At 71.6% G+C, this 25,166-nt stretch carries 18 protein-coding genes and 1 pseudogene; 17 read left to right on the top strand and 2 right to left on the bottom strand.

Features of this window, described 5'->3' with window-relative positions; genetic code table 11:
- Positions 1–49 precede the first annotated feature (49 nt).
- Positions 50–880, top strand: a complete 831-nt coding sequence (locus OHS70_RS16705; protein ID WP_328398242.1) for an oxidoreductase — start codon at positions 50–52, stop codon at positions 878–880.
- Between the two features lie 364 nt (positions 881–1,244).
- Here the strand turns inward: OHS70_RS16705 and OHS70_RS16700 are convergent, their stop codons facing one another.
- Complete coding sequence (locus OHS70_RS16700) at positions 1,245–2,096, bottom strand: HAD family hydrolase (protein ID WP_328398240.1); 852 nt, start codon at positions 2,094–2,096, stop codon at positions 1,245–1,247.
- 537 nt (positions 2,097–2,633) lie between these two features.
- Between OHS70_RS16700 and ssd the strand changes: the two genes are divergently transcribed.
- The 7 genes and pseudogenes from ssd to OHS70_RS16665 all read left to right on the top strand — a co-directional run.
- A complete protein-coding gene (gene ssd / locus OHS70_RS16695; RefSeq protein ID WP_443062610.1) occupies positions 2,634–3,743 on the top strand; it encodes a septum site-determining protein Ssd in 1,110 nt (369 codons plus the stop codon).
- Entirely contained in the window at positions 3,740–4,888 is a 1,149-nt protein-coding gene (locus OHS70_RS16690; RefSeq protein ID WP_328398236.1) for a TadA family conjugal transfer-associated ATPase, read from the top strand. Before ssd ends, OHS70_RS16690 begins: the two co-directional genes overlap by 4 nt.
- A 29-nt stretch (positions 4,889–4,917) precedes the next feature.
- A complete protein-coding gene (locus OHS70_RS16685) occupies positions 4,918–5,751 on the top strand; it encodes a type II secretion system F family protein (protein WP_328405674.1) in 834 nt (277 codons plus the stop codon).
- Positions 5,748–6,551, top strand: a complete 804-nt coding sequence (locus tag OHS70_RS16680) for a type II secretion system F family protein (protein ID WP_328398234.1) — start codon at positions 5,748–5,750, stop codon at positions 6,549–6,551. The genes OHS70_RS16685 and OHS70_RS16680 overlap by 4 nt, the downstream gene beginning before the upstream one ends.
- 39 nt (positions 6,552–6,590) lie before the next feature.
- Complete coding sequence (locus OHS70_RS16675) at positions 6,591–6,791, top strand: DUF4244 domain-containing protein (protein ID WP_328398232.1); 201 nt, start codon at positions 6,591–6,593, stop codon at positions 6,789–6,791.
- Positions 6,778–7,200, top strand: coding sequence for a TadE family type IV pilus minor pilin (locus tag OHS70_RS16670; protein ID WP_328398230.1), 423 nt, complete (start codon positions 6,778–6,780; stop codon positions 7,198–7,200). Before OHS70_RS16675 ends, OHS70_RS16670 begins: the two co-directional genes overlap by 14 nt.
- A gap of 35 nt (positions 7,201–7,235) precedes the next feature.
- Positions 7,236–7,457: pseudogene (locus tag OHS70_RS16665) on the top strand (Rv3654c family TadE-like protein); the annotation flags it as partial.
- A gap of 136 nt (positions 7,458–7,593) precedes the next feature.
- On the opposite strand, the gene OHS70_RS16660 reads toward OHS70_RS16665, so the two are convergent.
- Positions 7,594–10,143, bottom strand: a complete 2,550-nt coding sequence (locus OHS70_RS16660) for a DEAD/DEAH box helicase (RefSeq protein WP_328398228.1) — start codon at positions 10,141–10,143, stop codon at positions 7,594–7,596.
- Positions 10,144–10,221: 78 nt separating this feature from the next.
- Between OHS70_RS16660 and OHS70_RS16655 the strand changes: the two genes are divergently transcribed.
- The 9 genes from OHS70_RS16655 (at position 10,222) to OHS70_RS16615 (ending at position 25,130) form a co-directional block, all read left to right on the top strand.
- Positions 10,222–10,575: an STAS domain-containing protein gene (locus OHS70_RS16655; protein WP_003967428.1), complete on the top strand. Its 354-nt coding sequence runs from the start codon at positions 10,222–10,224 to the stop codon at positions 10,573–10,575.
- Positions 10,576–10,668: 93 nt separating this feature from the next.
- The gene (locus tag OHS70_RS16650) at positions 10,669–11,112 is read left to right on the top strand and encodes an ATP-binding protein (protein ID WP_328398226.1); all 444 of its coding nucleotides are present in this window, start codon (positions 10,669–10,671) and stop codon (positions 11,110–11,112) included.
- Between the two features lie 937 nt (positions 11,113–12,049).
- Entirely contained in the window at positions 12,050–14,455 is a 2,406-nt protein-coding gene (locus OHS70_RS16645) for a sodium-translocating pyrophosphatase (protein WP_328398224.1), read from the top strand.
- A 188-nt stretch (positions 14,456–14,643) separates the two neighbouring features.
- On the top strand, positions 14,644–15,315 hold the full coding sequence (locus OHS70_RS16640) for a small secreted protein (protein WP_328398222.1): 672 nt from the start codon (positions 14,644–14,646) through the stop codon (positions 15,313–15,315).
- A 112-nt stretch (positions 15,316–15,427) separates the two neighbouring features.
- On the top strand, positions 15,428–16,927 hold the full coding sequence (locus OHS70_RS16635) for a class I SAM-dependent methyltransferase (protein WP_328398220.1): 1,500 nt from the start codon (positions 15,428–15,430) through the stop codon (positions 16,925–16,927).
- Positions 16,928–17,125: 198 nt separating this feature from the next.
- Positions 17,126–17,323: a hypothetical protein gene (locus OHS70_RS16630; protein ID WP_328398218.1), complete on the top strand. Its 198-nt coding sequence runs from the start codon at positions 17,126–17,128 to the stop codon at positions 17,321–17,323.
- Positions 17,324–17,536: 213 nt separating this feature from the next.
- Entirely contained in the window at positions 17,537–20,380 is a 2,844-nt protein-coding gene (gene topA / locus OHS70_RS16625) for a type I DNA topoisomerase (RefSeq protein WP_328405672.1), read from the top strand.
- A 130-nt stretch (positions 20,381–20,510) separates the two neighbouring features.
- Positions 20,511–23,570 (top strand): dTMP kinase, encoded by a 3,060-nt coding sequence (gene tmk, locus OHS70_RS16620; RefSeq protein ID WP_328398216.1) that lies wholly within the window; start codon positions 20,511–20,513, stop codon positions 23,568–23,570.
- A gap of 342 nt (positions 23,571–23,912) precedes the next feature.
- The gene (locus OHS70_RS16615) at positions 23,913–25,130 is read left to right on the top strand and encodes a DNA polymerase III subunit delta' (protein ID WP_328398214.1); all 1,218 of its coding nucleotides are present in this window, start codon (positions 23,913–23,915) and stop codon (positions 25,128–25,130) included.
- Positions 25,131–25,166 lie beyond the last annotated feature (36 nt).

Below are 25,166 nucleotides of genomic sequence, written 5' to 3'. Positions count from 1 at the left end.
ACCACTCCAACGTGGGGGGCGCGCCGAGGGCGCGTTAGCCTCGCTACCTATGAGTACGAATGCCTCGCCGGCCGACCCTCTCGCCGCTCTGGGCGCCCTGCCGGGCGTCGGCGACTCCGTGGACTCCGTACGCAAGGCCGTCGACCGGGTCTACGGGCACCGGGTCATGCGACGCCGCAGCAACGAGATCACCGCGGAGGCGGCGCTGCGCGGGGCCCGCGCCTCAGCCGCTCTGTCCGGGGCGGACTGGGCGCTGGAGGAAGTGCGCCGCCGCACCGACTTCAGCGCGGACCCCGAGACACGCACGGTCGGCGCGGCGCTGCGGCTGACTTCGGAGGCGGGCCAGCTGCTGTCCATCTGGCGGCAGTCACCGCTGCGCGTACTGGCGAGGCTGCATCTGGTCGCTGCGAGCGGTTCGCGGGACGACGAGACGGTGGGCCGTCCGCGGCTGGCCGGTGAAACGGTCGACGAGCCCCTGATCGAGGCGCCGTTGCCCGACGCGAACGAGGTGGCGGGCCGTCTGGAGGGCCTGTCGGATCTGATCATCGCGGGCAGCAGCGCTCCGGCGCTGGTGACGGCGGCCGTGGTGCACGGTGAGCTGCTGGCGCTCCGTCCGTTCGGCTCCTGCAACGGACTGGTCGCACGGACGGCCCAGCGGATCGTGCTGATCGGAAGCGGGCTCGACCCGAAGTCGATCTGTCCGGCGGAGGTCGGCCATGCGGAGCAGGGGCGTGCGGCGTATCTCGCGGCCTTCGAGGGCTACTTGTCGGGGACGCCGGACGGCATGGCCGCCTGGATCTCCCACTGCGGACGCGCCGTGGAACTCGGTGTCAGGGAGTCGACGGCCGTGTGTGAGGCCCTGCAGCGCGGCGCGGCCTGAGGCCGCGCGCCGCGGGCCCGGCCGGACCCGTCCCCTGCGCGAAAGTACCCGGAAAGGGTTGCGGCGGTACCAATGGTGGTACCGCCGCTGGCATGTCCGCCGAGTTACCATGCGTCCTCGAAATGTTGCCCATCAGGTCGGGGAACTTTGCCCGTCACCTGGTGCGGCTGGCCCGTAATCGACGGGTCGACGTCGCGTGGGTGCTCCGTTTCCATGCTTCGGTCCGTGGGGCCATGATGCGTTCTAAGGTGATCCTTTCGGATGTCCTTGGTCTCGCGGGCCGTTGACTCCTTTGTACTCCAGCACGGGGTGAAGCGGAAGTGCTGGCCCTACTTCTTTACTTTTAGGTTCAAATACGGGCGGACTAGGCAATTGCGCGTGCAGCGGCAGCCGCACTGCGCCGGCGGCTGGCGTACCAGACCAGCCCGGCCGTTGCCGCCGCCGCTCCCACCGCCGCCACGGCGACCAGCGCGGGACGCGCCGGAACGGAGAACGCGGGCAGTCGCTGCTTGAGCCGAACGGGACGGTTGAAGGCGAGAATCGGCCAGCCTCGCGAGATCGCCTCGCGGCGCAGCGCCCGGTCCGGATTGACGGCGTGCGGATGGCCGACCGACGACAGCATCGGCACGTCGGTGACCGAGTCGCTGTACGCGTAGCAGCGGGAGAGGTCGTACCCCTCGGACGCGGCGAGCTGTCTGACGGCCTCCGCCTTCGTCGGTCCGTACGCGTAGTACTCCACCTCGCCGGTGAAGCAGCCGTCGTCTCCCACCACCATGCGGGTGGCCACGACCCGGTCGGCACCGAGCAGCTCCCCGATCGGCTCGACCACCTCGGCGCCGGACGTGGAGACGATGACCACGTCCCGGCCCGCGGTGTGATGCTCCTCGATGAGCGAGGCCGCCTCGTCGTAGATGATCGGGTCGATGAGGTCGTGCAGTGTCTCGGCGACGATCTCCTTGACGTGCTGGACGTTCCAGCCCTTGCAGAGCGCGGAGAGGTACTTGCGCATCCGCTCCATCTGGTCGTGGTCTGCACCGCCCGCGAGAAAGACGAACTGGGTATAGGCGGTGCGCAGTACGGCGCGCCGGTTGATCAGCCCGCCTTGGTAGAAGGACTTGCTGAAGGTCAGAGTCGATGACTTCGCAATGACCGTCTTGTCCAGGTCGAAGAAGGCTGCTGTGCGCGGCAAGGAGTGGTTTTCCACGAGCCTGAGCATAGGTGCCCGCCATTCGGCGTACGCTGTGGCGCGTGGGTTTGCCTGAGAAGGCTCTCGGGTACACCATGGAAGTCACGGATCGTTCGCGACCGTGCTAACCCGGTCCGGCTCCTCCCCCCCCGAGTCGGCCGGAGAGACGACCCCCGCTCTCCCCCCCGGCGGGGGTCGTCGCATGTCCGGGTGGGTTTTTGCCGTGTCGTCGGCTCCGCTTCCGGTCTCTCGCCGCTTTTGTCGGCCTCGAACGCACCGGACGCCCGCATCCCGATTTCGTCACCCTGTGTAGTCATTCAGCTGCTCTCCGGGAGACTTCGAGACGGCCCGGATCGCGTGCCGGGCAGGCCTTGGGAGCCAGGCAAGGGCGGGCTTGTCGGTCACCGGTATGGGTGGCCGGGATATTCACATGTGGCTAGTTGTCCACAGTTTTTCAGCAAGATCCACATGATTTTTCAGGGCGCTGCACGCTCATTCCCGCCGCGTAGTTCGCGGACCGAAGGAATCACGGATCTCGTCGGAGTGCGGGACCGCAGTGGGAAGGGGATGGAGAACGTGGCTGGATCCCTCACATCGAGCCGTACGCCGGTCGCCGAAGGGCGGCGGGACAGGCCCTTGATCGTGACCGGGGACACGGAGCTGCTCGATGATCTGCTGCGGCTGTGCGCGGCGGCCGGAGCCGAGCCCGAAGTGCACCACTGCCTGCCGGAGCGCAGGGGCAGTTGGGAGGGCGCACCGCTGATTCTCGTCGGCGACGACGCGGCCGCGCGCTGTCGGGGAGCCACCCGCAGACGCGGCGTGCTTCTGGTCGGCCATGACCAGGACGACCCCGGCGTATGGCGTCGGGCGGTCGAGATCGGCGCCGACTGCGTGCTGCGGCTGCCTGAAGCGGAGAGCTGGCTCGTCGACCGGATCGCCGATGTCGTCGAGGGAGTGGGGCGGCAGGCGCTGACCGTCGGCGTGATCGGCGGGCGAGGCGGCGCCGGGGCGTCGACGCTGGCCTGTGCGCTTGCCGTGACCGCCGCACGCAGCGGCCGGCGCACCATGCTGGTCGACGGCGATCCGCTCGGTGGCGGGCTCGATGTGCTGCTCGGCGGCGAGCAGGCCGAGGGCAGACGGTGGCCCGACTTCGCCACCTCCAAGGGGAGGGTCGCGGGCGGGGCGCTGGAGGAGTCGCTCCCCGAGCTTCATTCCCTGCGCGTGCTCAGCTGGGACCGCGGCGACTCGGTCGTCGTCCCGCCAGAGGCGATGCGGTCTGTGCTTGCGGCCGCGCGTCGGCGAGGCGGGGTGGTGGTCGTGGACCTCCCGCGCCGGGTCGACGAGGGAGTGGCGGAGGCGCTGGCCCAGCTGGATCTGGGGCTGCTGGTGGTGCCGGGCGAGCTCCGTGCGGTCGCCGCGGCGAACCGGGTGGCGTCGATGGTGGGCATGGTGCTCCCGGACCTGCGCGCGGTGGTTCGCGGGCCGTACGCCGCGGGACTGGACGAGCAGTGGGTGGCGGGTGCCCTCGGGCTGCCGCTCGCCGGTGAGCTGCCCTTGGAGGCGGGGCTGCCGGCCGCTCAGGACGGTGGAGCCCCGCCGGGTCACGGGCGCGGTCCGCTCGCCAGGTTCTGCACGGCCTTCTGGGAGCGGGCGCTGGCCGGCGGCGGTGTCTCATGAGCGCGGGACTGCTCGACGCCGTACGGCAGCGGCTCGCGGAGAGCGGGGCGGAGCCGACCCCGGCTCGGGTGGCGGCCGCGCTGCGGGCGCAGGGGCGGCTCTTGAGCGACACCGAAGTGCTGGGCGGCACCGAGAAGTTGCGGTGCGAGCTGGTGGGCACGGGCCCGTTGGAGCCATTGCTGGCCGACCCGTCCGTGACCGATGTGCTGGTGTCCGCGCCCGACCGGGTGTGGGTGGACCGGGGCCGGGGCCTTGAGCTCACCGGGGTGACATTCACGGACGCCGCGTCGGTACGGCGGCTGGCGCAACGGCTCGCGGCCGTGGCCGGGCGGCGCCTCGACGACGCCCGGCCGTGGGTGGACGCCCGGCTGCCGGACGGGACGCGCATGCACGCGGTGATCCCGCCGGTGGCCGTCGGCTCGACATGTCTGTCGCTGCGGGTTGTGCGGCCCAGGGCGTTCACGGTGGGCGAGCTCGTCGCGGCCGGGACGGTGCCGCCGGGCGGTGACCGGGTGCTGCGGGCGCTGATGGAGGCCCGGTTGTCGTTCCTGATCAGCGGCGGTACGGGCTCGGGCAAGACGACGCTGCTGTCCAGCCTGCTGGGGCTGGTCGGGGAGCGGGAGCGCATCGTGCTGGCCGAGGACTCGGCGGAGCTCAGGCCTGACCATCCCCATGTGGTGAGGCTGGAGTCGCGCACAGCCAACCAGGAGGGCGCCGGGAGGGTGACCTTGCAGGACCTGGTGCGCCAGGCGCTGCGCATGCGGCCCGACCGGCTTGTCGTCGGGGAGGTGCGCGGGGCGGAGGTCACCGAGCTGCTTGCCGCGCTCAACACCGGCCACGAGGGCGGCTGTGGCACCGTGCACGCCAATGCGGCGGCCGATGTGCCGGCCCGGCTGGAGGCGCTGGGGACGGCGGCCGGGCTCGACCGGGCAGCGCTGCACAGCCAGTTGGCGGCGGCCCTCTCGGTGGTGATCCATCTCGGTCGGGACGGCGGAGGGCGTCGCCGGATCGACGAGATCCGTGTACTGGAGCGGGATGCGGCGGGTCTCGTGGTCACGGTGCCCGCGCTGCGGTGGGGCGCGGAGGGGTTCGGCTTCGGGCGGGGCTGGGAACAGCTGCGCCTGCTGGTCGGGGATGCACTGTGAGGGGCATCGGCGCGGCGGGTGTCGAGGAGATGTGCGCGGCGGCGGTGTGCGCAGGGGCGGCAGTCTGGCTCGTGACCGGCCAGGACCAGGGGTTGCGGCGGGCGCGGCTGCTGTTCGCGGGCGGCGCAGGGGTACCGGCGCCCTCCCGGTTGTCATGGGAGCGGCTGCTGGTCGGAGTGAGGCAGCGCCGGGAGTGGCTGTGTGTGCCTGCCGCACTGGTGCTCGCCGTCCTGGCCGGGTCCGTACTTCCACTGATCGCCGGAGTGTCGGCCGTGCCCCTGGTGCGGCGCCGATTGCGGGCCGGGGCGCGCAGGAAGGAGGCGGAGCGGCGCGCAGCAGGGGTCATCGCACTGTGCGCGGCGGTGGTGGGCGAGCTGCGGGCCGGGCTGCAGCCGGGCCAGGCGCTGCTGCCCGCAGTCCGGTCGACACCGGTGCTGGGCGGTGCGGAGTCCGCCGTCCTGGCGGCGGCCCGGTTCGGAGGAGATGTGCCGCAGGCGTTGCGTGAGGCGGCGCGGCAGCCGGGGGCGGACGGGTTGGCGGGAGTCGCGGCCTGCTGGCGGGTGGCGGTGGACGGTGGCGCGGGGCTGGCAGCCGGGCTCGACCGGCTGGAGGCGGCCCTGCGGGCTGAGCAGGATCAACGGGAGGACCTGCGTGCCCAGTTGGCCGGAGCCTGGTCGACCATCGTGCTTCTGGCGCTGCTCCCGGTGGCCGGCCTGGCGATGGGGGCGGCGCTCGGCGCCGATCCCTTGAAGGTGCTCTTCCACACTCCGGCCGGCATCGCGTGCCTGGTGATCGGCGGACTGCTGGAGGCGGCGGGGCTGTGCTGGGCAGCGCGGATCGTACGAGCCGGGGAGGAGGTGTGACCGGGGAAGTCGTGCACAGGCTGGGGATCGCGGTGTCGGTGCTGTCAGCGGCGATCTGCCTTGCCTCCGTGATGGCGGCGCAGCGACGCGAACGCCGGTTGCGCAAGAGGGTGGAGGCACTGCTGTCGACGCAGTGCGCGAACCGGCGTGGATGGCGGCCGCAGTACAGGAAGTGGGCCAGGTGCTGGGCAGGACCCGCAGGCGCCGCGATCACAGGGTTCGTTCTGGTCGGCGGGGTGATCGGCGCATCGGTGGGGGTCGCCGGGGCCTACGGGGTGTGGCAATGGCAGCGGCGCCGCGAGCGGACCGCCGGTGCAGCGGCCGGTACGGGGACGGACGCAGGTGCGCGGGATGCGGGAGCCTCACGTCAACTGCCGCTCGCCGCAGATCTGCTGGCCGCCTGCATCTCGGCCGGAGCCGGTCCGCGCGAGGCGGCGGAGGCTGTCGGGGAGTCGCTGGGCGGCCCGGTGGGCGAGAGGCTGGAGCGGGCGGCTGCGGAGCTGCGCCTCGGTGGCGAACCGGCCCAGGCCTGGGGGTGGTTCGGCCGGATACCGGGTGCCGGGCCCTTGGCCCGCTGTCTGGAGCGGGCCGACTCCACGGGCGCACCCGCGGCGGAACCCGTGGCACGGCTGGCGGAGCGCTTCCGGGCGGACCGGGCCCGGGCGGTGGCCGCCCGTGGCCGAAAGGCCCAGGTGCTGATCACCGCGCCCGTGGGGCTGTGCTTCCTGCCCGCCTTCCTGGCGGTCGGAGTGGCGCCGGTGGTGATCGGCCTGGCGGGCGGGCTGCTGCAGGGCAACTGAGCAACTGACCAATGGACATTCAACAGTTGGAGGACCGGCATGTGGAACGCAATGCGAATGCACCTGCACCGACTCACGCGCAGGATGCGTACGGACAGGGGGATGACGACTTCCGAGTACGCCATGGGGACGATCGCGGCCTGCGCCTTCGCGGCCGTCCTGTACAAGATCGTCACCAGTGAGACTGTCTCGGGCGCGCTCGAGTCGGTGATCGGCAAGGCGCTCAATGCGCAGTTCTGACCCCCGCGACAAAGGGTCGGTGACGGCGGAGGCGGCGGTGGCGGTGCCGGCCCTGGTGCTGTTCGCGATGGCGCTGATCTGGGCGCTGACGGCCGTGTGTGCACAGATCCAGTGCGTGGACGCGGCGCGGGCCGGAGCTCGTGCGGCCGCACGGTCCGAGCCGGAGGCGGCGGCCGTCGCCGCCGCCCGGTCCGCGGCCCCGAGCGGGGCGAGGGTCAGTCTGGCGAGGGCCGAGGACCTGTGGCGGGTGCGTGTCGAGGCGGACACTCCGGGGCCGGGCGCGCTGGACATGACGCTCAGCGCCGAGGCGGTTGCGCCGGCCGAGGACGCCGTACCCGAGGACGCCGGGGCTCGGAACGCCGTCGCCGAGGGCACCTCGCGGCGGGGGTCCGTGGGGGCGGCGCCGTGAACCGGGACCGGGGCTCGGCCACGGTGTGGGTGGCCATGGCGACAACGACCTTGTGCGTGGTTTTCGCAGTCGTGCTGGCCATGGGGCAGGCGGTGGTCGCCCGGCACCGCGCGGGAGCCGCCGCGGACTTGGCGGCGCTTGCCGCGGCCGACCACGCGCTGCACGGCGCGGCGATGGCGTGCGGGAAGGCAGCGGCACTGGCCAGGGCCCAGGGCGCGGAGGTGGTGCGGTGCGCCGTGGCGGGCGAGATCGCCGATGTGACGGCGCGGGCCCGCTTCGGCCCGTACGCACCGGCGGTCAGGTCTCGGGCGGGCCCGCCGGCCCTGGCCGACCAGGGCGGGAGCGACGGCGCCGCCGGCACGCCGTCCCGCCGCCCGCCCGGGAGTGCTGCCGCTAGGGAGTCCGGTCCGGCGGGAGATCCGCCGGCCTGGTCGCGGGCGCAGGGGTCGCGGAGCCGTCAGGGGCTGCCGGGTCCGTGGGCGCTTCAGGCTTCCGCTCCGGGGCTCCCCGGAGCAGTTCCGTGAGCAGCCGGACCGCGCCTCGTTTGTGCAGGGGGTCATTGCCGTTGCCGCACTTGGGGGACTGCACACAGGACGGGCAGCCCGCCTCGCACTCGCAGGACGCAATCGCCTCGCGGGTGGCGGCCAGCCATTCGCGAGCCGTATGGAAGGCGCGTTCCGAGAAGCCCGCGCCACCCGGATGGCCGTCGTAGACGAAGACCGTCGGCAGCAGTGTGTCGGGATGCAGCGGGACCGAGACCCCGCCGATGTCCCAGCGGTCGCAGGTGGCGAACAGCGGCAGCATGCCGATCGAGGCGTGCTCGGCAGCGTGCAGGGCGCCGCCCAGCTGCTCCGGATTGATCCGGGCGGCGTCCAACTGGTCCTCGGTGACCGTCCACCACACGGCCCGGGTGCGCAGCGTGCGCGGCGGCAGGTCGAGCTTGGACTCGCCGAGCACCTCGCCGGTGATGAGCTTGCGGCGCAGGAAAGAGACGACCTGGTTGGTGACTTCCACGGAGCCGTAGCAAAGGCGCCCGTCGCCCCATGGGATCTCGATGTCGGTCTCGAGCACGGAGATGGAGGTGGTGTCGCGGGCGGTGGTGGAGTACGGCGGACTGGCCTCCTCGACCAAGGCGGCCGAATCCTCCAGGTCCAGGCGGATCACCAGGTACGTACGGCCCTGGTGGAGGTGGACGGCGCCGTCGTGGACGGCGGTGTGGGCGGCCGACTCGTCGACCGTACCGAGGAGCCTTCCGGTGGCGGCCTCGACGATCTGGACCGGGCGCCCGCCGGCGCCACGGATGTCGGTCAGATCGGCGGCCCGTTCCCGGCGGGTCCAGTGCCAGCCGGAGGCGCGCCGGCGCAGCAGCTTCGCGGCTTCGAGCTGGGGCATCAGGCCGGCGGCGGCAGGGCCGAAGAGCTCCAGGTCGGGCTCCGTGAGCGGGAGTTCGGCGGCCGCGGCGCACAGATGGGGGGCAAGGACGTAGGGATTGTCCGGGTCGAGCACGGTGGACTCCACCGGCTGCTGGAACAGCGCCTCGGGGTGGTGGACGAGGAAGGTGTCCAGCGGGTCGTCACGGGCCACCAGGACGGCCAGGGCGCCCTGGCCCGAGCGTCCTGCCCGGCCTGCCTGCTGCCACAGCGAGGCCCGGGTTCCGGGGTAGCCGGCGATGACGACGGCATCCAGACCGGACACGTCCACGCCGAGTTCGAGTGCAGTGGTGGCGGCCAGGCCGAGAAGCTCGCCGGAGTGCAGAGCCCTTTCCAGGGCGCGGCGCTCCTCGGGCAAGTAGCCGCCGCGGTAGGCGGCGACGCGCTGGGGCAGGGAGCGGTCGACCTCTGCCAGCCGCTCCTTGGTGATCACGGAGATGAGCTCGGCGCCGCGCCGGGAGCGTACGAACGCGACGGTGCGTACCCCCTGCACGGTCAGGTCGGTGAGCAGGTCGGCGGTCTCGGCCGTCGCGGTACGGCGGACCGGTGCGCCCTTCTCACCGTGCAGTTCGGTGAGCGGCGGCTCCCAGAGGGCGAAGACGAGTTCGCCGCGGGGTGAAGCGTCGTCGGCGACCTCCTGGACGGGCAGACCGGTGAGCCTGCCCGCCGCCCGCGAGGGTTCCGCGGCGGTGGCGGAGGCGAGCAGGAAGACGGGGCTCGCGCCGTAGCGGGCACATACGCGGCGCAGGCGGCGCAGCACTTGGGCGACATGGGAGCCGAAGACGCCCCGGTAGGTGTGGCACTCGTCGATGACGACATAGCGCAGGGAGCGCAGGAAGGAGGACCAGCGGGGGTGGGAAGGGAGTATCCCGCGGTGCAGCATGTCCGGGTTGGTGAGGACGTAGGTAGCGTACTGGCGCACCCATTCGCGTTCCTCGACCGGCGTGTCGCCGTCGTAGACGGCGGGGCGGACGCGGTTGCCGAGGGGGGCGGCCAGCTCCTTGACGGCGCGGCACTGATCGGCGGCGAGGGCCTTGGTCGGAGCGAGATACAGGGCGGTGGCGCCCCGGCCGTTGGCTGCCTCGGACCCGTCGAGGAGGGTGCTGAGGACAGGGGCGAGATAGGCCAGGGACTTGCCGGACGCGGTGCCGGTGGCGATCACGACCGACTCGCCGTCCAGGGCGTGCTCGGCTGCGGTGGCCTGGTGGGCCCACGGGTGCTCGACGCCGGCCTGCTGGATGGCGCTGATCACTTCGGAGCGGATGCGGTCGGGCCAGACGGCATGCCTGCCCGGTCGCGGGGGCAAGTGCTCCGTATGAGTGATGCGCGCAGCCCGGTTCGCTCCCGCGGCGAGCCGGTCGAGGACCGTACTGGGGGAGGGGCGTGTCGTCCCGCTCTCGGGAGGCCGACTGGGACGGTGATTCTTGGCCATCGGCACCGAGTGTGTCACTGGCGTGACGGACAATGGTCCCAAGGCGTCGTGCATGGCTGCTGGTAAGTGATTGAATGCCATTGCGGCTGGCGATCGTCCTCCGGCTCCGTCGGGGAGACCTGAAGGGCGGCCGCCCGATAGCAAGGTGCTGGAGGATCCGTGGACCTGTCCCTGTCGACTCGCAATGTGTCCGGCCCTGGTGGCGACCGTACGGTTGTCGAGGTTGGTGGCGAGATTGATGTGTATACCGCGCCCAAGCTGCGCGAGCAGTTGGTCGAGTTGGTGAACGACGGCAGCTACCACCTGGTTGTCGATATGGAGGGCGTGGATTTCCTCGACTCCACCGGTCTCGGCGTGCTTGTGGGTGGCCTCAAGCGCGTCCGCGCGCACGAAGGCTCGCTGCGCCTGGTCTGCAACCAGGAGCGCATTCTCAAGATCTTCCGGATCACGGGCCTGACCAAGGTGTTCCCCATCCACACCACGGTCGACGAAGCCGTCGCCGCGACCGACTGACGTCGGCCGGAGGCTGCCGGAAGCAGGAAGGGGGACCGGGCATCCAGCCCGGGCCCCAGATGTGCACGCTCGTACGTCCGAGGGGGATCTTGCATGGCCACCGTTGAGCTCCGCTTCAGCGCCCAGCCTGAGCATGTCAGGACGGCCCGTCTTGTGGCCGCTGCTGTGGCTCGCCGGGCCGGGGTCGACGAGGCGGTGCTGGACGAGGTCCGGCTCGCGGTGGGCGAGGCATGCAGCCGCGCGGTGGGGCTGCATCGCAGTCATGGCATCACCGCCCCCGTCCGGGTCGTGCTGTCCGAAGAGGAGAAGGTTTTCTCCATCGAGGTCGGCGACGAGGTCCCGAGCGCGGTGGGCGGCGCCGCTGACGTCCCTGGCGTGCGGGCCACCGCGGTGGAGGAGGACTCGGACGAGGGCGAGGATCACATGGGCCTCGCTGTCATCAGCGGCCTCGTCGACGACGTGGAGGTCTCGTCGTCCGACGACGGCGGAGTGATCCGGATGAGCTGGCCCGCGACACCGGGTGCCGCGATGTCCTGACGGTGGCCGTCCGTGCCCGGGTGGCGACGCGCTGGACACGACTGACCCGCGCCTGGGTCGGGCCTGCTGACCCCCTGACGCCCCCTCCGGGCCCCAAGCCCGGACGGAGCCTGCCCCTTGTCCGCGGCTGCTGTGATGTGGCTGTGTGGCCCTCCGTGCCCCTGCCTCGCGCTCTGCGCCGCCCTGTCCGGGGCCGTGGCGCTTGATGGGCCCGACTTCTGACGGACCTGACCTCTCCGGCTGACGCCCCCGATGGGCGGGCCCCCGTCCCCCTGCGCCGCGTGGGCGTCGTGCATCAGGTTGATCCTCGCCCTGCCACGGCGAGGTGCCGCATCGCCCGCATCGCACTGCCGGCCCACCCCTGCTCGGCGGGCCGGACTGGTCGGGCATCGGCATGCCCCCACGTGCGCCGTGTCGCGCGTGCCGTCCGTCCGCGGTGTCCCGGTGGCACCGACGGTCCCTGCGCCGCTACGAATCCGCGGCGACCGTCCTGACCCTGCCCTGAGGCGGCCGGACCCGCCCCGTGCCACGACACGCCGGAGCGGGCCGGCCCGTCCCCGGCCCCGAGACGCCCTCGCCACCGCCTCCACGGCCCACGACGACCGGCGTCCTTCGGACGTTCGGCCGTGGCCTCACCCGTCCGGCCGATCGGGGGCCCGGCGTTCCGTTGTCGCCCGACCGGCCTATTGATCTTCTGATTCTTCAGTCATTCCGCAGCGGGCGGGGCGCCGCTGAGCAGGACCCCTGTCGCATTTCCTAGATCGTCGATCAAGCGTCAATGCTTTTGCCCCATTACCGCTTTCGGGGGGAGTTTCGAGGCGCGATCATTTGCTGAGTAGCAAGTCAAGGTCAATTACATTTACCGCGCCCTGTTTTGATCAGGTTCCGCTCCCTACAATCCGTCCACATCTTGAGCTCTGAACGTCAAGGAGGACGAATGGCGGGGCTCTTCAACCCAGAGCTGATCGATCACCCAACTTCTCTCGCTGCCGCGGTACTCACGGACGACAACCGTTTGATCGTGTTTGTCATCGCGGCCGTCGCGCTGGCGGCGCTGGTCGTCGCCCAGCTGCTGGTGCGCCAGGTGCTGGCCGCCGGCGAGGGCACGGATTCCATGAAGAAGATCGCGGCCGCGGTCCAGGAAGGCGCGAATGCCTATCTGGCACGGCAGTTGCGCACGCTCGGCGTCTTCGCCGTCGTGGTGTTCTTCCTGCTGTTGCTGCTTCCGGCCGACAACTGGTCGCAGCGGGCAGGGCGTTCGGTGTTCTTCCTGGTGGGCGCCCTCTTCTCGGCGGCCACCGGATACATCGGCATGCGTCTTGCCGTAAGAAGCAATGTGCGTGTGGCCGCGGCCGCGCGTGAAGCGACACCCGCGGAGGGAGAGCCGGAAAAGGATCTGACGGCCGTCGCACACAAGGCCATGAAGATCGCTTTCCGTACGGGAGGCGTGGTCGGCATGTTCACGGTGGGCCTCGGCCTGCTCGGTGCCTCCTGTGTGGTTCTTGTCTACGCGGCCGACGCCCCCAAGGTGCTCGAGGGCTTCGGCCTCGGCGCCGCGCTTATTGCCATGTTCATGCGTGTCGGCGGCGGCATCTTCACCAAGGCGGCCGACGTCGGCGCCGACCTCGTCGGAAAGGTGGAACAGGGCATCCCCGAGGACGACCCGCGCAACGCCGCGACCATCGCCGACAACGTGGGCGACAACGTGGGCGACTGCGCGGGCATGGCCGCCGACCTCTTCGAGTCGTACGCCGTGACCCTGGTCGCGGCGCTCATCCTCGGCACGGCGGCCTTCGGTGATGCCGGACTCGCCTTCCCGCTGATCGTCCCGGCGATCGGCGTGGTCACCGCGATGATCGGTATCTTCGCGGTCGCCCCGCGGCGCGCCGACCGCAGCGGAATGACGGCCATCAACCGCGGATTCTTCATCTCCGCGGCGATCTCGCTCGCCCTGGTCGCGCTCGCGGCGTTTATCTATCTGCCGTCCTCGTACGCCGAGTTGGACGGTGTCTCCGATGCCGCGGTCCGGGCGCACGACGGAGACCCGCGCATTTTCGCGCTTGTCGCCGTCGCCATCGGCATCGTGCTGGCCGCGCTGATCCAGCAGCTGACCGGGTACTTCACCGAGACCAACCGGCGTCCTGTCCGCGACATCGGCAAGTCCTCGCTCACCGGACCCGCGACCGTCGTGCTCGCCGGTATCTCCATCGGCCTCGAATCCGCCGTCTATACCGCGCTGTTGATCGGCCTCGGCGTCTACGGCGCGTTCCTGCTCGGTGGTACGTCGATCATTCTGGCGCTCTTCGCGGTGGCGCTGGCCGGTACCGGCCTGCTCACCACCGTCGGCGTCATCGTCGCCATGGACACCTTCGGCCCGGTCTCCGACAACGCCCAGGGCATCGCCGAGATGTCCGGCGACGTCACGGGTGCCGGCGCCCAGGTCCTCACCGACCTGGACGCGGTCGGCAACACCACCAAGGCCATCACCAAGGGCATCGCCATCGCCACCGCCGTTCTCGCGGCAGCGGCACTCTTCGGCTCGTACCGCGACGCCATCGCGACCGCGGCCCGGGAAGTCGGCGAGAAGGTCGGCGACGGCGCACCGATGAACCTGGTGATGGACATCTCCCAGCCCAACAACCTGGTGGGACTGATCCTCGGCGCCGCGGTCGTCTTCCTCTTCTCCGGGCTCGCCATCAACGCGGTGTCCCGCTCCGCGGGCGCGGTGGTCTACGAGGTGCGGCGGCAGTTCCGCGAGCACCCCGGGATCATGGACTACTCCGAGAAGCCGGAGTACGGGCGCGTCGTCGACATCTGCACCAAGGATGCCCTGCGCGAACTGACCACACCCGGCCTGCTCGCCGTACTGACCCCGATCGCGATCGGCTTCTCGCTCGGAGTCGGGGCGCTCGGCTCGTTCCTCGCCGGCGCGATCGGCACCGGCACACTCATGGCTGTCTTCCTCGCCAACTCCGGTGGCGCGTGGGACAACGCCAAGAAGCTGGTCGAGGACGGTCACCACGGCGGCAAGGGAAGCGAGGCGCACGCCGCGACGGTCATCGGTGACACGGTGGGTGACCCGTTCAAGGACACCGCGGGTCCTGCCATCAACCCCCTGCTGAAGGTGATGAACCTCGTGGCGCTGCTGATCGCCCCCGCGGTCGTCCAGTTCAGCTACGGGGACGACGCCAGCGCGGGCGTACGGGCGGTGGTCGCGGTTGTTGCGATCCTGATCATCGTCGGCTCCGTGTACGTCTCCAAGCGGCGCGGTATCGCAGTGGGTGACGAAGGCAACTCCGCGGAGCGGAACGCCAAGTCGCCCGATCCTGCGGTGGTTTCCTGACGTCGGCTCAAAGGGCGGGCGGGCAGCGCGGATCGACGCGTCTGCCCGCCCGTTCGCCCGTCCGGGTGAGCCTTGTCTCCCTTGGTGCAAATGGCTTCAATAGCCCATGCACCGGACGTACTGCATGCGGCTGTCGCCCGCTTGGCGTGTATCTTCCGGGGCCGAGAGCCTTGGAAGGGACCGATCCGGTGAACAAGAAGCTTGCAGCCGCACTGTCCGGCGGTGCGGTACTGGTACTGGCGCTGTCGGGCTGCACGGGCGACGGCGACGACAAGGTGGATGCCTGGGCCAAGACGTTCTGCGACCAGGCCCAGCCGCAGTTCCAGAAGAGGGCCGCGGCCCAGCAGTCCATCGCCGCGACGGCCGCCGACGGCAAGCCGGCCGACATCCAGGCCGCCGACTCCAAGGCATTCCAGGACTTCGCCCAAGTGGGCAAGGCGCTCGCGGCGGCGGCCAGGGACGCAGGCGCGCCTCCGATCGAGAACGGTGAGCAGCTCCAGCAGGACGTGGCCAAGGAGTTCGACGCGGCGGCCAAGGCGTATCTCGAGCTGAAGAAGAAGGTCGACGCCCTCGACGCCAAGGACCAGCAGAAGTTCGCCGACGGTCTGGCGGAGGTCGCGGACGGTCTGAAGAGGATCGGCCGCATGGACACCGCCGCGCTGGACAAGCTGACGAAGAGCGAGGTCGGCCAGGCAGTGGCACAGCAGCCGGGCTGCAAGAGCGTCAAGACGTCCAGCCCCGCAGCGGGCGCCTCCTCCGCCCCGTCGCCGGGCAAGACCGAGGCCGCCCCGTCCCCCTCGGCATCCCGGTCCGGGAAGGCTTCCGCGAAGGAGTCACCCAAGGCGTCCGCCAAGTCGTAACCAGCGCACCGGCAGGCGCACACCACGAGCAGACCACACGGCCCGGGCCCGGGCCTGAGTACCGGGCCCGGGCCGTGCGGCGCTTGTCAGTGGCTACGGCCACAATGGGCGGGTGAGTACGACCAGACTTCCCGCGCCCGACCACTCGCCCCAACTCCGCGAAGCTCTGCTCGCCGCCGCATTCACCGCCGACGGGCTGCTCGATCTGCTCGGCGCTCCCGCCTATGCCGCGCTGGCCCGCAGCGAGACCGTGCCCGCCCTGCGCGCCACCCGCGGCGACAGCGCCCTGGAGACGCTCGTACGGCTGTTTCTCCTCCAGCGCCCCGTGCCGTACGAGCGCGCGCGGGCGGCGCTGCCGCTGGAGGTGTGTCTCGCCGACGGCTGGACGGTGCGGGACGGTGACGAGATCCGGGCCACCGTGGACGTCCGGCCGTACGGCGGCCCGGAAGGCCAGGACTGGTTCATCGTGTCCGACCTCGGCTGCGCGGTCGGCGGCGCGGGCGGCGCGAGCGGTCAGGGAGAAGGCGTCGTCCTCGGGGTCGGCGGTGCCTCCACCACGCTCGCCGGCATCACCGTGCGTACGCCCGTGACAGCCGCGCTCGACCTGGGCACCGGTTCCGGCATCCAGGCGCTCCATGCCACCCAGCATGCGACGCGGGTGACGGCCACCGATCTCAACCCGCGCGCGCTGGACTTCACCCGGCTCACGCTCGCGCTCTCCGGCGCGCAGCCGGCCGATCTGCGCGAGGGCTCGCTCTTCGAGCCTGTCGGGGACGACATGTACGACCTGATCGTGTCGAACCCGCCCTTCGTGATCTCTCCCGGTGCCCGGCTGACCTACCGGGACGGCGGGATGGGCGGGGACGATCTGTGCCGCACGCTCGTTCAGCAGGCAGGCGCGAGGCTGAACGACGGTGGGTATGCGCAGTTCCTCGCCAACTGGCAGCACATGGCGGGGGAGGACTGGCAGGAGCGGCTGCGCTCGTGGGTGCCGCGCGGCTGTGACGCATGGATCGTGCAGCGCGAGGTGCAGGACGTGACGCAGTACGCCGAACTGTGGCTGCGCGACAGCGGGGACCACCGCGCCGACCCTGCGCAGTACGCGGCGCGGTACGACGCATGGCTGGACGACTTCGAGCGGCGCAAGACCAAGGCGGTCGGCTTCGGGTGGATCACGCTGCGCAAGTCCGGCTCCGATCAGCCGTCGATCGTCGCCGAGGAGTGGCCGCATCCCGTCGAGCAGCCGCTCGGGCCGAGCGTGCGCGCGCACTTCGACCGGCAGGACTATCTGCGCACGCATGATGACGCGGACCTGCTCGCCGGGCGCTTCCGGCTGGCCCCGGAGGTCGTTCAGGAGCAGGTCGGGCTGCCGGGCGCGGAGGACCCCGAGCATGTGGTCCTGCGGCAGAACCGCGGTATGCGCCGCGCCACCAAGGTCGACACGGTCGCGGCCGGGTTCGCGGGGGTGTGCGACGGGACGCTGACCGCCGGGCGGATTCTCGACGCGATCGCCCAGTTGATCGACGAGGACCCGGTGCTGCTGCGTGACCGTACGCCGCAGGCGCTACGACTGTTGGTGGAGGAGGGGTTCCTGGAACCGGCCGCTCCATGAGGGGATTCCGGCCAATGTTCGGTTTCTGGCCGCTTCGCCCGTCTGCTTCCCGGTGACTGGACGCCCGGTAGTGGTCACCGCCTGCGACCGGGCGGGTGAACCCACAGGGCGTTCACCCCGAATTCGCGCCGATGACGCGCGGAGGTGCCAGCCTCGCTCCGGGCGGACCGTCGGCACCAGGGAAGGACCGGTACGGGCATGGAGAGCGGGCCAGCGATCTTCGCCGGGACGGCATTCACGCTGTTCGGAGCCGGGCTGCTGCTGTGGACGGGTGCACGCCTGAAGCACCGTGCGCCGGTCGCGCACGGAGTGAGTCCTGCCACCGCCGTCGCCTTCGCCGCTCTGTTCGGAACGCTCTTCCTTTCTCTCGGGGTGTGGTGCTTCGGCCGCCTGTGACGTGGGCGCCAGGGAGGCGACGTGCCGGTCCGGGCGGCAGGAATGGCTTGACTCGGGTTACCGTTCGAGTGGCCGTTGCGGGCTTTTGCCGTTTGACACGGGGGCGGGTTGTACCGTCACACTCCGCAGCGACAGCAGCGCCACAGCAGCGCCGTACGCCGTGCCGTACTGCCGTGAGTGCCCACCAGCGTCGACACGGAGAGAAGAGCGAAGTTGTCCCCGACCAGCGAGACCGCACAGGGCGGCCGCCGACTCGTGATCGTCGAGTCGCCTGCCAAGGCGAAGACGATCAAGGGCTATCTCGGCCCCGGCTATGTCGTCGAGGCGAGCGTCGGGCACATCCGCGACCTGCCGAACGGCGCCGCCGAGGTGCCGGATAAGTACACCGGTGAGGTGCGCCGCCTCGGCGTCGACGTCGAGCGCGACTTCCAGCCCATCTATGTCGTCAACGCCGACAAGAAGGCGCAGGTCAGGAAGCTCAAGGAGCAGCTCGCCGAATCCGACGAGCTCTACCTCGCCACCGATGAGGACCGCGAGGGCGAGGCCATCGCGTGGCACCTCCTCGAGGTCCTCAAGCCCAAGGTGCCCGTCCACCGCATGGTCTTCCACGAGATCACCAAGGACGCGATCCGCGAGGCTGTCGCCAACCCGCGCGAGCTCAACCAGCGCATGGTGGACGCCCAGGAGACCCGCCGGATCCTCGACCGTCTCTACGGCTACGAGGTCTCGCCCGTCCTGTGGAAGAAGGTCATGCCGCGGCTGTCCGCCGGGCGTGTCCAGTCCGTGGCGACCCGGCTCGTCGTCGAGCGCGAGCGCGAGCGCATCGCCTTCCGCTCCGCCGAGTACTGGGACCTGACCGGCACCTTCGCGACCGGCCGGGCCGGCGACGTGTCCGACCCCTCCACGCTCACCGCCCGCCTGAACACGGTCGACGGGCAGCGCGTCGCCCAGGGCCGCGACTTCGGCCCGGACGGCCGGCTCAAGTCCGGCCAGGTGCTCCACCTCGACGAGGCGAGCGCCCGCTCCCTGGCCGCCGCGCTCGCCGACACGTCGTTCGCCGTGCGCTCGGTCGAGTCCAAGCCGTACCGCCGCTCTCCGTACGCCCCATTCCGTACGACGACGCTGCAGCAGGAGGCCTCCCGGAAGCTCGGCTTCGGGGCCAAGGCCACCATGCAGGTCGCGCAGAAGCTGTACGAGAACGGCTTCATCACCTATATGCGTACGGACTCCACGACGCTCTCCGACACCGCCGTCTCGGCGGCGCGGGCGCAGGTGACCCAGCTGTACGGAGCCGACTACCTGCCCGAGAAGCCCCGTGTCTACGCCGGCAAGGTCAAGAACGCGCAGGAGGCGCACGAGGCGATCCGCCCCTCGGGTGATCGTTTCCGCACGCCCGCCGAGACCGGCCTGACCGGCGACCAGTTCAGGCTGTACGAGCTGATCTGGAAGCGGACCGTCGCCTCCCAGATGAAGGACGCCGTCGGCAACAGCGTCACCGTCCGCATCGGCGGCCGGGCGACCGACGGCCGCGACGCCGAGTTCACCGCGTCCGGCAAGACGATCACCTTCCACGGCTTCATGAAGGCCTACGTCGAAGGCGCCGACGACCCCAACGCCGAACTCGACGACCGCGAGCGGCGTCTGCCGCAGGTCACCGAGGGCGACGCGCTGTCCGCCGAGGAGATCTCCGCCGACGGGCACGCCACCAAGCCGCCCGCCCGCTACACCGAGGCCTCGCTGGTCAAGGAGCTCGAAGAGCGCGAGATCGGCCGCCCGTCGACCTACGCCTCGATCATCGGCACCATCCTCGACCGCGGCTATGTCTTCAAGAAGGGCACGGCACTCGTCCCGTCCTTCCTGTCCTTCGCCGTGGTCAATCTGCTGGAGAAGCACTTCGGCCGGCTGGTCGACTACAGCTTCACCGCCAAGATGGAGGACGACCTCGACCGCATCGCCCGCGGTGAGGCGCAGGCCGTGCCGTGGCTGAAGCGCTTCTACTTCGGCGAGGGAGACGCGGCCGGTGCCGCCTCCGAGGCGGGCAACGGTGACGGCGACCACCTCGGCGGCCTCAAGGAGCTGGTGACCGACCTCGGCGCGATCGACGCCCGGGAGATCTCCAGCTTCCCCGTGGGCAGCGGGATCGTGCTGCGTGTCGGCCGCTACGGCCCGTACATCGAGCGCGGTGAGAAGGACGCGGAAGGCCACCAGCGGGCAGACGTCCCCGCCGACCTGGCGCCGGACGAGCTCACCGTGGAGTTCGCGGAGGAGCTGCTGGCCAAGCCGAGCGGCGACTTCGAGCTGGGCACCGACCCGGTCAGCGGCAATCAGATCGTCGCGAAGGACGGGCGCTACGGCCCGTACGTCACGGAGATCCTGCCCGAGGGCACCCCGAAGACCGGCAAGAACGCGGTCAAGCCGCGCACCGCCTCGCTCTTCAAGAACATGACGCCGGACACGGTCACGCTCGAGGACGCGCTGAAGCTGATGTCCCTGCCGCGGGTGGTCGGCACCGACGCGGAAGGCGTCGAGATCACCGCGCAGAACGGCCGCTACGGCCCGTATCTGAAGAAGGGCACGGACTCGCGCTCGCTGGAGACCGAGGACCAGCTCTTCACCATCACGCTGGACGAGGCCCTGGCGATCTACGCGCAGCCGAAGCAGCGCGGCCGGGCAGCCGCCAAGCCGCCGCTGAAGGAGCTGGGCACCGACCCGGTCAGCGAGCGCCCTGTGGTCGTCAAGGACGGCCGCTTCGGCCCGTACGTCACCGACGGCGAGACGAACGCGACGCTGCGGACCGGCGACAGCGTCGAGGACATCACGCCGGAGCGCGGATACGAACTGCTGGCTGAGAAGCGCGCCAAGGGGCCCGCCAAGAAGACGGCGAAGAAGGCTCCGGCGAAGAAGACGGCGGCCAAGAAGACCGCTGCGAAGAAGACCACCACGGCGAAGAAGACGGCTGCGAAGAAGACGACCACGGCCAAGACGGCGTCCGCGAAGACCACGGCCGCCGCTGCCAAGAAGACGGCCGCTTCCGCGAAGGCGTCGACGGAGGAATAGGGCACGCTGGTCTGCCCGCGATGCCCGGGGGAGGGGATGTTTCCCGCTCTTTGCCCAAAGCGCCCGCGGGCAGCGCCCGTATGTTCGGACAGGCCTCCGGGGAGCGAGTGGCTCCGGATAGGCTGGGCGGATGACGCGAGCCGAGCAGCCAGCCGAGCAGCAGGCGGTCATGGGTACCGCTTCAGAGACTGCTTCAGACTCCGATGCCCTTGCCGCAGACTCACGTGAACGTGCCGTTCGCGCCCTGCTGCGCCACCCGCCGCTGAGGCGGCTGTGGAACGCCCAGGTGGTCGGCGGTGTCGGCGACGCACTCGCCGTACTTGTGCTCCTGCTGCTGTCGCTCCAGGCGGCGGTGGCGGCGGGCTCGTTCGGCGACGGATACCGCGGGGCGGCGTTCGCCGTGGCGGCGGTCTTCGGCGCACGGGTGCTGGCGACGCTGTTGTTCGGAGCCGTACTGCTCGGCCCGATGACCACGCTGACGGCGCCGAACGGGCCGCTCGACCGGCGCTGGACCATGATCGGCGCGGACGGTGTGCGGCTGGTCCTTCTCGTCGTCGCGCCTCTGTGGATCGACTGGATGCCCGACAAGGCGCTGGCGATGCTGCTGGTCACCGTCTTCGTCACGGGCGTCGCCGAGCGTTTTTGGACCGTGGCCCGCGAAGGCGCGGCCCCGGCGCTGCTGCCCGCGCCGCCGCCGGAGGGCGCTGCGGTAAGGCCGCTCCCGGACCACCTCGGCGCGCTGCGCCGGCTGTGGCTGCGCACCAGCTTCGCCGTGATCCCGGTCGCCGCCGTGGCGCTGCTGGTCGCCACTCTGGTCGGCGAAGCGCTCGGCTCGGGCATCGAGTGGTTCTCGGTGCATCAGGCGGCCCTCGGGTCGTATCTCGCGGCCGGTCTGTTCGCCGCGTCCGTGTCGACGCTGTACTTCCTGGAGCTGCCGGGCGGGCAGACGCCCCGGCCGCGTTCGCCGCTCGAAGGGCTGCGCCGGCCCGCCACCGGGAACGGCCTGGACAAGGGGCGCACCGGCGCCATACCTCTGTTCGTCATCGCCTGCGCCGCCGTCACGGGCGCAATCGCGTCCGCCGCGGCTGTCGCGGTTCTCCACGTCGTGGACCTCGGCGCCGGCCCCGCGGCCTTCGCCCTGCTGATCCTCGCGCTGATCGGCGGCACCGGGCTCGGTATCCGCAGCGGCAGGTCCGTGCTGCCGGCGCTCTCCCGGCGCCGGCTGCTCCCTCTCGCCGTTGCCGTCACCGGCATCGCGCTGCTGGCGATGGGGCTCGTGCCGGACACCGCCACCGTGCTGTTCCTCGCGGCGCTCGCGGGTCTCAGCGCCGGGGTCGCCGCGAACACCGGGCACATCCTCATCGACCAGGAGACCGAGGACTTCCGGCGGGCCCGGATCACCGACCACCTCCAGGCGGTCGTACGCGTGGCCATCGCGCTCGCCGCCCTCGCCGCCCCGCTGCTGTCCGCGGCGATCGGACCGCACCGGCTGGCCTCCGGAGACTTCGTCTTCGCCCACGGCGGCGCCGCGTTCACGCTGATGCTCGTCGGCGCGCTGCTGCTGCCCGTCGCGGTGATCGTCCTCGCGAAGACGGACGACCGGGCGGGTGTGCCGCTGCGCCGCGACCTCGGCGACGCCCTGCGGCGCGGCGCGGACCCCGAGCAGGCGCCCGCGACGAACGGTTTCTTCATCGCCCTCGAAGGCGGCGACGGCGCCGGCAAGTCCACCCAGGTCGAACTGCTCGCCGAGTGGATCCGCGCCAAGGGCCACGAGGTGGTCGTCACCCGCGAGCCGGGCGCGACGCCGGTCGGCAAGCGGCTGCGCTCGATCCTGCTCGACGTCTCGTCCGCCGGACTGTCCAACCGCGCCGAGGCGCTGCTGTACGCCGCCGACCGCGCCGAGCACGTCGACTCGCTGGTCCGCCCGGCCCTCGAGCGCGGCGCGATCGTCATCTCCGACCGTTACATCGACTCCTCGGTCGCCTACCAGGGGGCGGGCCGTGATCTGTCGCCGACCGAGATCGCCCGTATCTCGCGGTGGGCGACGGACGGACTCGTACCGAACCTGACCGTGCTGCTCGACGTCTCCCCCGAGACTGCGCGCGAGCGCTTCACCGAGGCGCCGGACCGGCTCGAGTCCGAGCCTGTGGAGTTCCACCAGCGGGTACGCGCCGGGTTCCTGACGCTGGCCGCGGGTGACCCCGGCCGCTATCTGGTGGTCGACGCCGGCCAGGAGCCGGAGGCGGTCGCCACCGTCGTACGGCACCGGCTCGACCAGCTGCTGCCCCTGTCCGAGGCCGAGATCACGGCCCGGGAAGAGGCGCGCAAGGCTGCCGAGGAGGCAGCCCGCCGCAAGGCCGAGGAAGAGGCCGCGCGCAAGGCGGAGGAGGAGCGCCTGGAGCGCGAGCGCCAGGAGCAACTGGCCAGGCTGCGTGCCGAGGAGGAGGAGCGCAAGCGCCGCGAGCTGGAGGAGGCCCGGCAGCGCGAGGCCGAACGGCAGGCGGAGGAGGCCAGGCGGCGGGCGGAGGAGGCGCGCCTGCGCGCCGACGAGGAACGCCGCCGGCGCGAGGCCGAGGAGAAGGCCCGCCGTGAGGAAGAAGACCGCCGCCGCAGGCAGGCGGAGGAGGAGGCCCGGCTGCGGGCCGAGGCGGAGGAGCGCCGCCTGGAGAAGCAGCGCAAGGCGGAGGAGGCGCTGCTGAGGGCGGAGGAGGCGCGCAGGGCCGCCGAGGCGGCGTCTGCGGCGACCCCGGCGTCCGCGACAGAGATCACGGTTCCGACGCCGGTCGTCACGCCGGACGAGGTGACCCAGGAGGTGCCGGCGCCGAGCGTCGCCGAGACGACGGTGCTCCCCAAGGTCCCGGACGAGGCCGAGACGACCGTGCTCCCGCCGGTCCGGGACTCCGGTGCACCCGCCGCGGCCGACGAGACCGCGGTCCTGCCCCCGGTCCGGGACGGCGCCGCGCCCGGCGACAACCCTGCGGACCGGGTTCCGCCGGGGATCTTCCGGGACGAGCCCCCGAACGACAGCACCCGTGAACTCCCCCAGGTCGCCCCGGACACCGGCCGCCCCCGCCGCCGCTCGGACTGGGCGGAGGAAACCCCCCTGGACGACCTCCCCACCCTGGCGGACGAACTCCTCGGACCGCGCACGGAAGGCGACGAGGACGACCGTGGGGGCCGCCGCCGCTGACGTCCCTGCGGGGCGCTGCTGAACGCGGTCGCTGTTCCCCGGCCCCGCCCTGCCGTCAGGGCGGGGCCGCTGGTGCCTTGCCGCCCGGGGGCGGCCGGACGTCCTGACCGGGGCCAGGCCGTCGACTTTCGGAGGCACGGTTGCGTCGGTGCACGGCCGGCGGCACGCCCGGGAACTCCTCCCGCGCCGCGAAGCCGGCGTATCGCGGGGTGCGGGGCCGCCCCTCCCCGCCAGATGAGTCCCGGGGCGGGGGAGAAGGCCCGAACCCACCCGCCCCGCACATGACTGTCGGTCCCCTCCCCCACAATGGGAGACCGCGGTACGGAAGGGCGGTGACGGCACATGGCCGTATGGGACGACATGGTCGGCCAGGAGCGTGTCCAGGAGCAGCTCTCCGCCGCAGCGCGCGATGCCGATACCCGCGTCACGGCGGAGTCCCGCCAGGACGGCACCTCGAAGCCCGCCCCCACCGCGTCGAAGATGACGCACGCCTGGCTGTTCACCGGGCCACCCGGCTCCGGCCGCGCCACCGCCGCTCGTGCGTTCGCCGCCGCGCTGCAGTGCACCAGCCCCGACCGGGCCCTCGGCGGCGTCCCCGGCTGCGGGTTCTGCGACGGCTGCCACACCACGCTCGTCGGCACCCACGCCGACGTCCAGGTGATCCGTACGGACCTGCTCTCCATCGGCGTCGGACAGACCCGTGACCTCGTGCGCCGGGCACAGCTCTCGCCGGCCGGCGGCCGCTGGCAGGTGATCATCATGGAGGACGCGGACCGTCTCACCGAGGGCGCGGGCAACGTCCTGCTGAAGGCGGTGGAGGAGCCCGCGCCCCGCACGGTCTGGCTCCTGTGCGCGCCGTCCCTGGAGGACGTGCTGCCCACCATCCGTTCCCGCTGCCGCCACCTCACCCTGCGTACGCCCTCGGTCGCCGCCGTGGCCGACGTGCTGATGCGGCGCGACGGCATCGAGCCCGACGTCGCCGCCTCCGCGGCCCGTGCCACCCAGGGGCACATCGGCCGTGCCCGTCGGCTTGCGACCGACGAGCGGGCCCGCGCCCGCCGTGCCGCAGTCCTGAAGCTGCCGCTGCGCGTCGACGACATCGGCGGCTGCCTCAAGGCCGCCCAGGAGCTGATCGACGCCGCGGCCGAGGACGCCAACCAGGTCGCGGAGGAGATCGACGCCAAGGAGACCGACGACCTCAAGGCGGCGCTCGGCGCGTCGGCCGGCGGGCGGATGCCGCGCGGGACGGCCGGCGCGATGAAGGAACTGGAGGACAAGCAGAAGCGCCGCAAGACGCGTACGCAGCGGGACAGCCTCGATCTTGCCCTCAGCGACCTGACCGGGTTCTACCGCGACGTGCTGGCCCTCCAGCTGGGCTCCAGCGTCGAGCTCGCCAACAGTGACGTACGGGACTCCCTCGACCGCATCGCCCGCGCCTCCACCCCGGAGAGCACGCTGCGCCGGATAGAAGCCGTGGTCGAGTGCCGCCAGGCTCTGGAGAGCAATGTGGCGCAACTGCTCGCGGTCGAGGCCATGACGATGGCGCTGCGCGCCGGCTGACGGCGTGCGCCGGCGGCACTCGGGCGAATTACGGGA

It is taken from the genome of Streptomyces sp. NBC_00390, from assembly GCF_036057275.1.
In the GTDB taxonomy this organism is placed as follows: Bacteria; Actinomycetota; Actinomycetes; order Streptomycetales; family Streptomycetaceae; genus Streptomyces.
This window is presented reverse-complemented; position numbering and strand designations above follow the sequence as displayed.

Coding starts and splice junctions, on each gene's coding strand:
- OHS70_RS16675 (WP_328398232.1), top strand. CDS start 6,591: ATGTGGAACGCAATGCGAATGCACCTGCACCGACTCACGCGCAGGATG.
- OHS70_RS16660 (WP_328398228.1), bottom strand. CDS start 10,143: ATGGCATTCAATCACTTACCAGCAGCCATGCACGACGCCTTGGGACCA.
- ssd (WP_443062610.1), top strand. CDS start 2,634: ATGGAGAACGTGGCTGGATCCCTCACATCGAGCCGTACGCCGGTCGCC.
- OHS70_RS16650 (WP_328398226.1), top strand. CDS start 10,669: ATGGCCACCGTTGAGCTCCGCTTCAGCGCCCAGCCTGAGCATGTCAGG.
- OHS70_RS16685 (WP_328405674.1), top strand. CDS start 4,918: ATGTGCGCGGCGGCGGTGTGCGCAGGGGCGGCAGTCTGGCTCGTGACC.
- OHS70_RS16690 (WP_328398236.1), top strand. CDS start 3,740: ATGAGCGCGGGACTGCTCGACGCCGTACGGCAGCGGCTCGCGGAGAGC.
- OHS70_RS16630 (WP_328398218.1), top strand. CDS start 17,126: ATGGAGAGCGGGCCAGCGATCTTCGCCGGGACGGCATTCACGCTGTTC.
- OHS70_RS16615 (WP_328398214.1), top strand. CDS start 23,913: ATGGCCGTATGGGACGACATGGTCGGCCAGGAGCGTGTCCAGGAGCAG.
- OHS70_RS16705 (WP_328398242.1), top strand. CDS start 50: ATGAGTACGAATGCCTCGCCGGCCGACCCTCTCGCCGCTCTGGGCGCC.
- OHS70_RS16700 (WP_328398240.1), bottom strand. CDS start 2,096: ATGCTCAGGCTCGTGGAAAACCACTCCTTGCCGCGCACAGCAGCCTTC.
- OHS70_RS16670 (WP_328398230.1), top strand. CDS start 6,778: ATGCGCAGTTCTGACCCCCGCGACAAAGGGTCGGTGACGGCGGAGGCG.
- OHS70_RS16645 (WP_328398224.1), top strand. CDS start 12,050: ATGGCGGGGCTCTTCAACCCAGAGCTGATCGATCACCCAACTTCTCTC.
- tmk (WP_328398216.1), top strand. CDS start 20,511: ATGACGCGAGCCGAGCAGCCAGCCGAGCAGCAGGCGGTCATGGGTACC.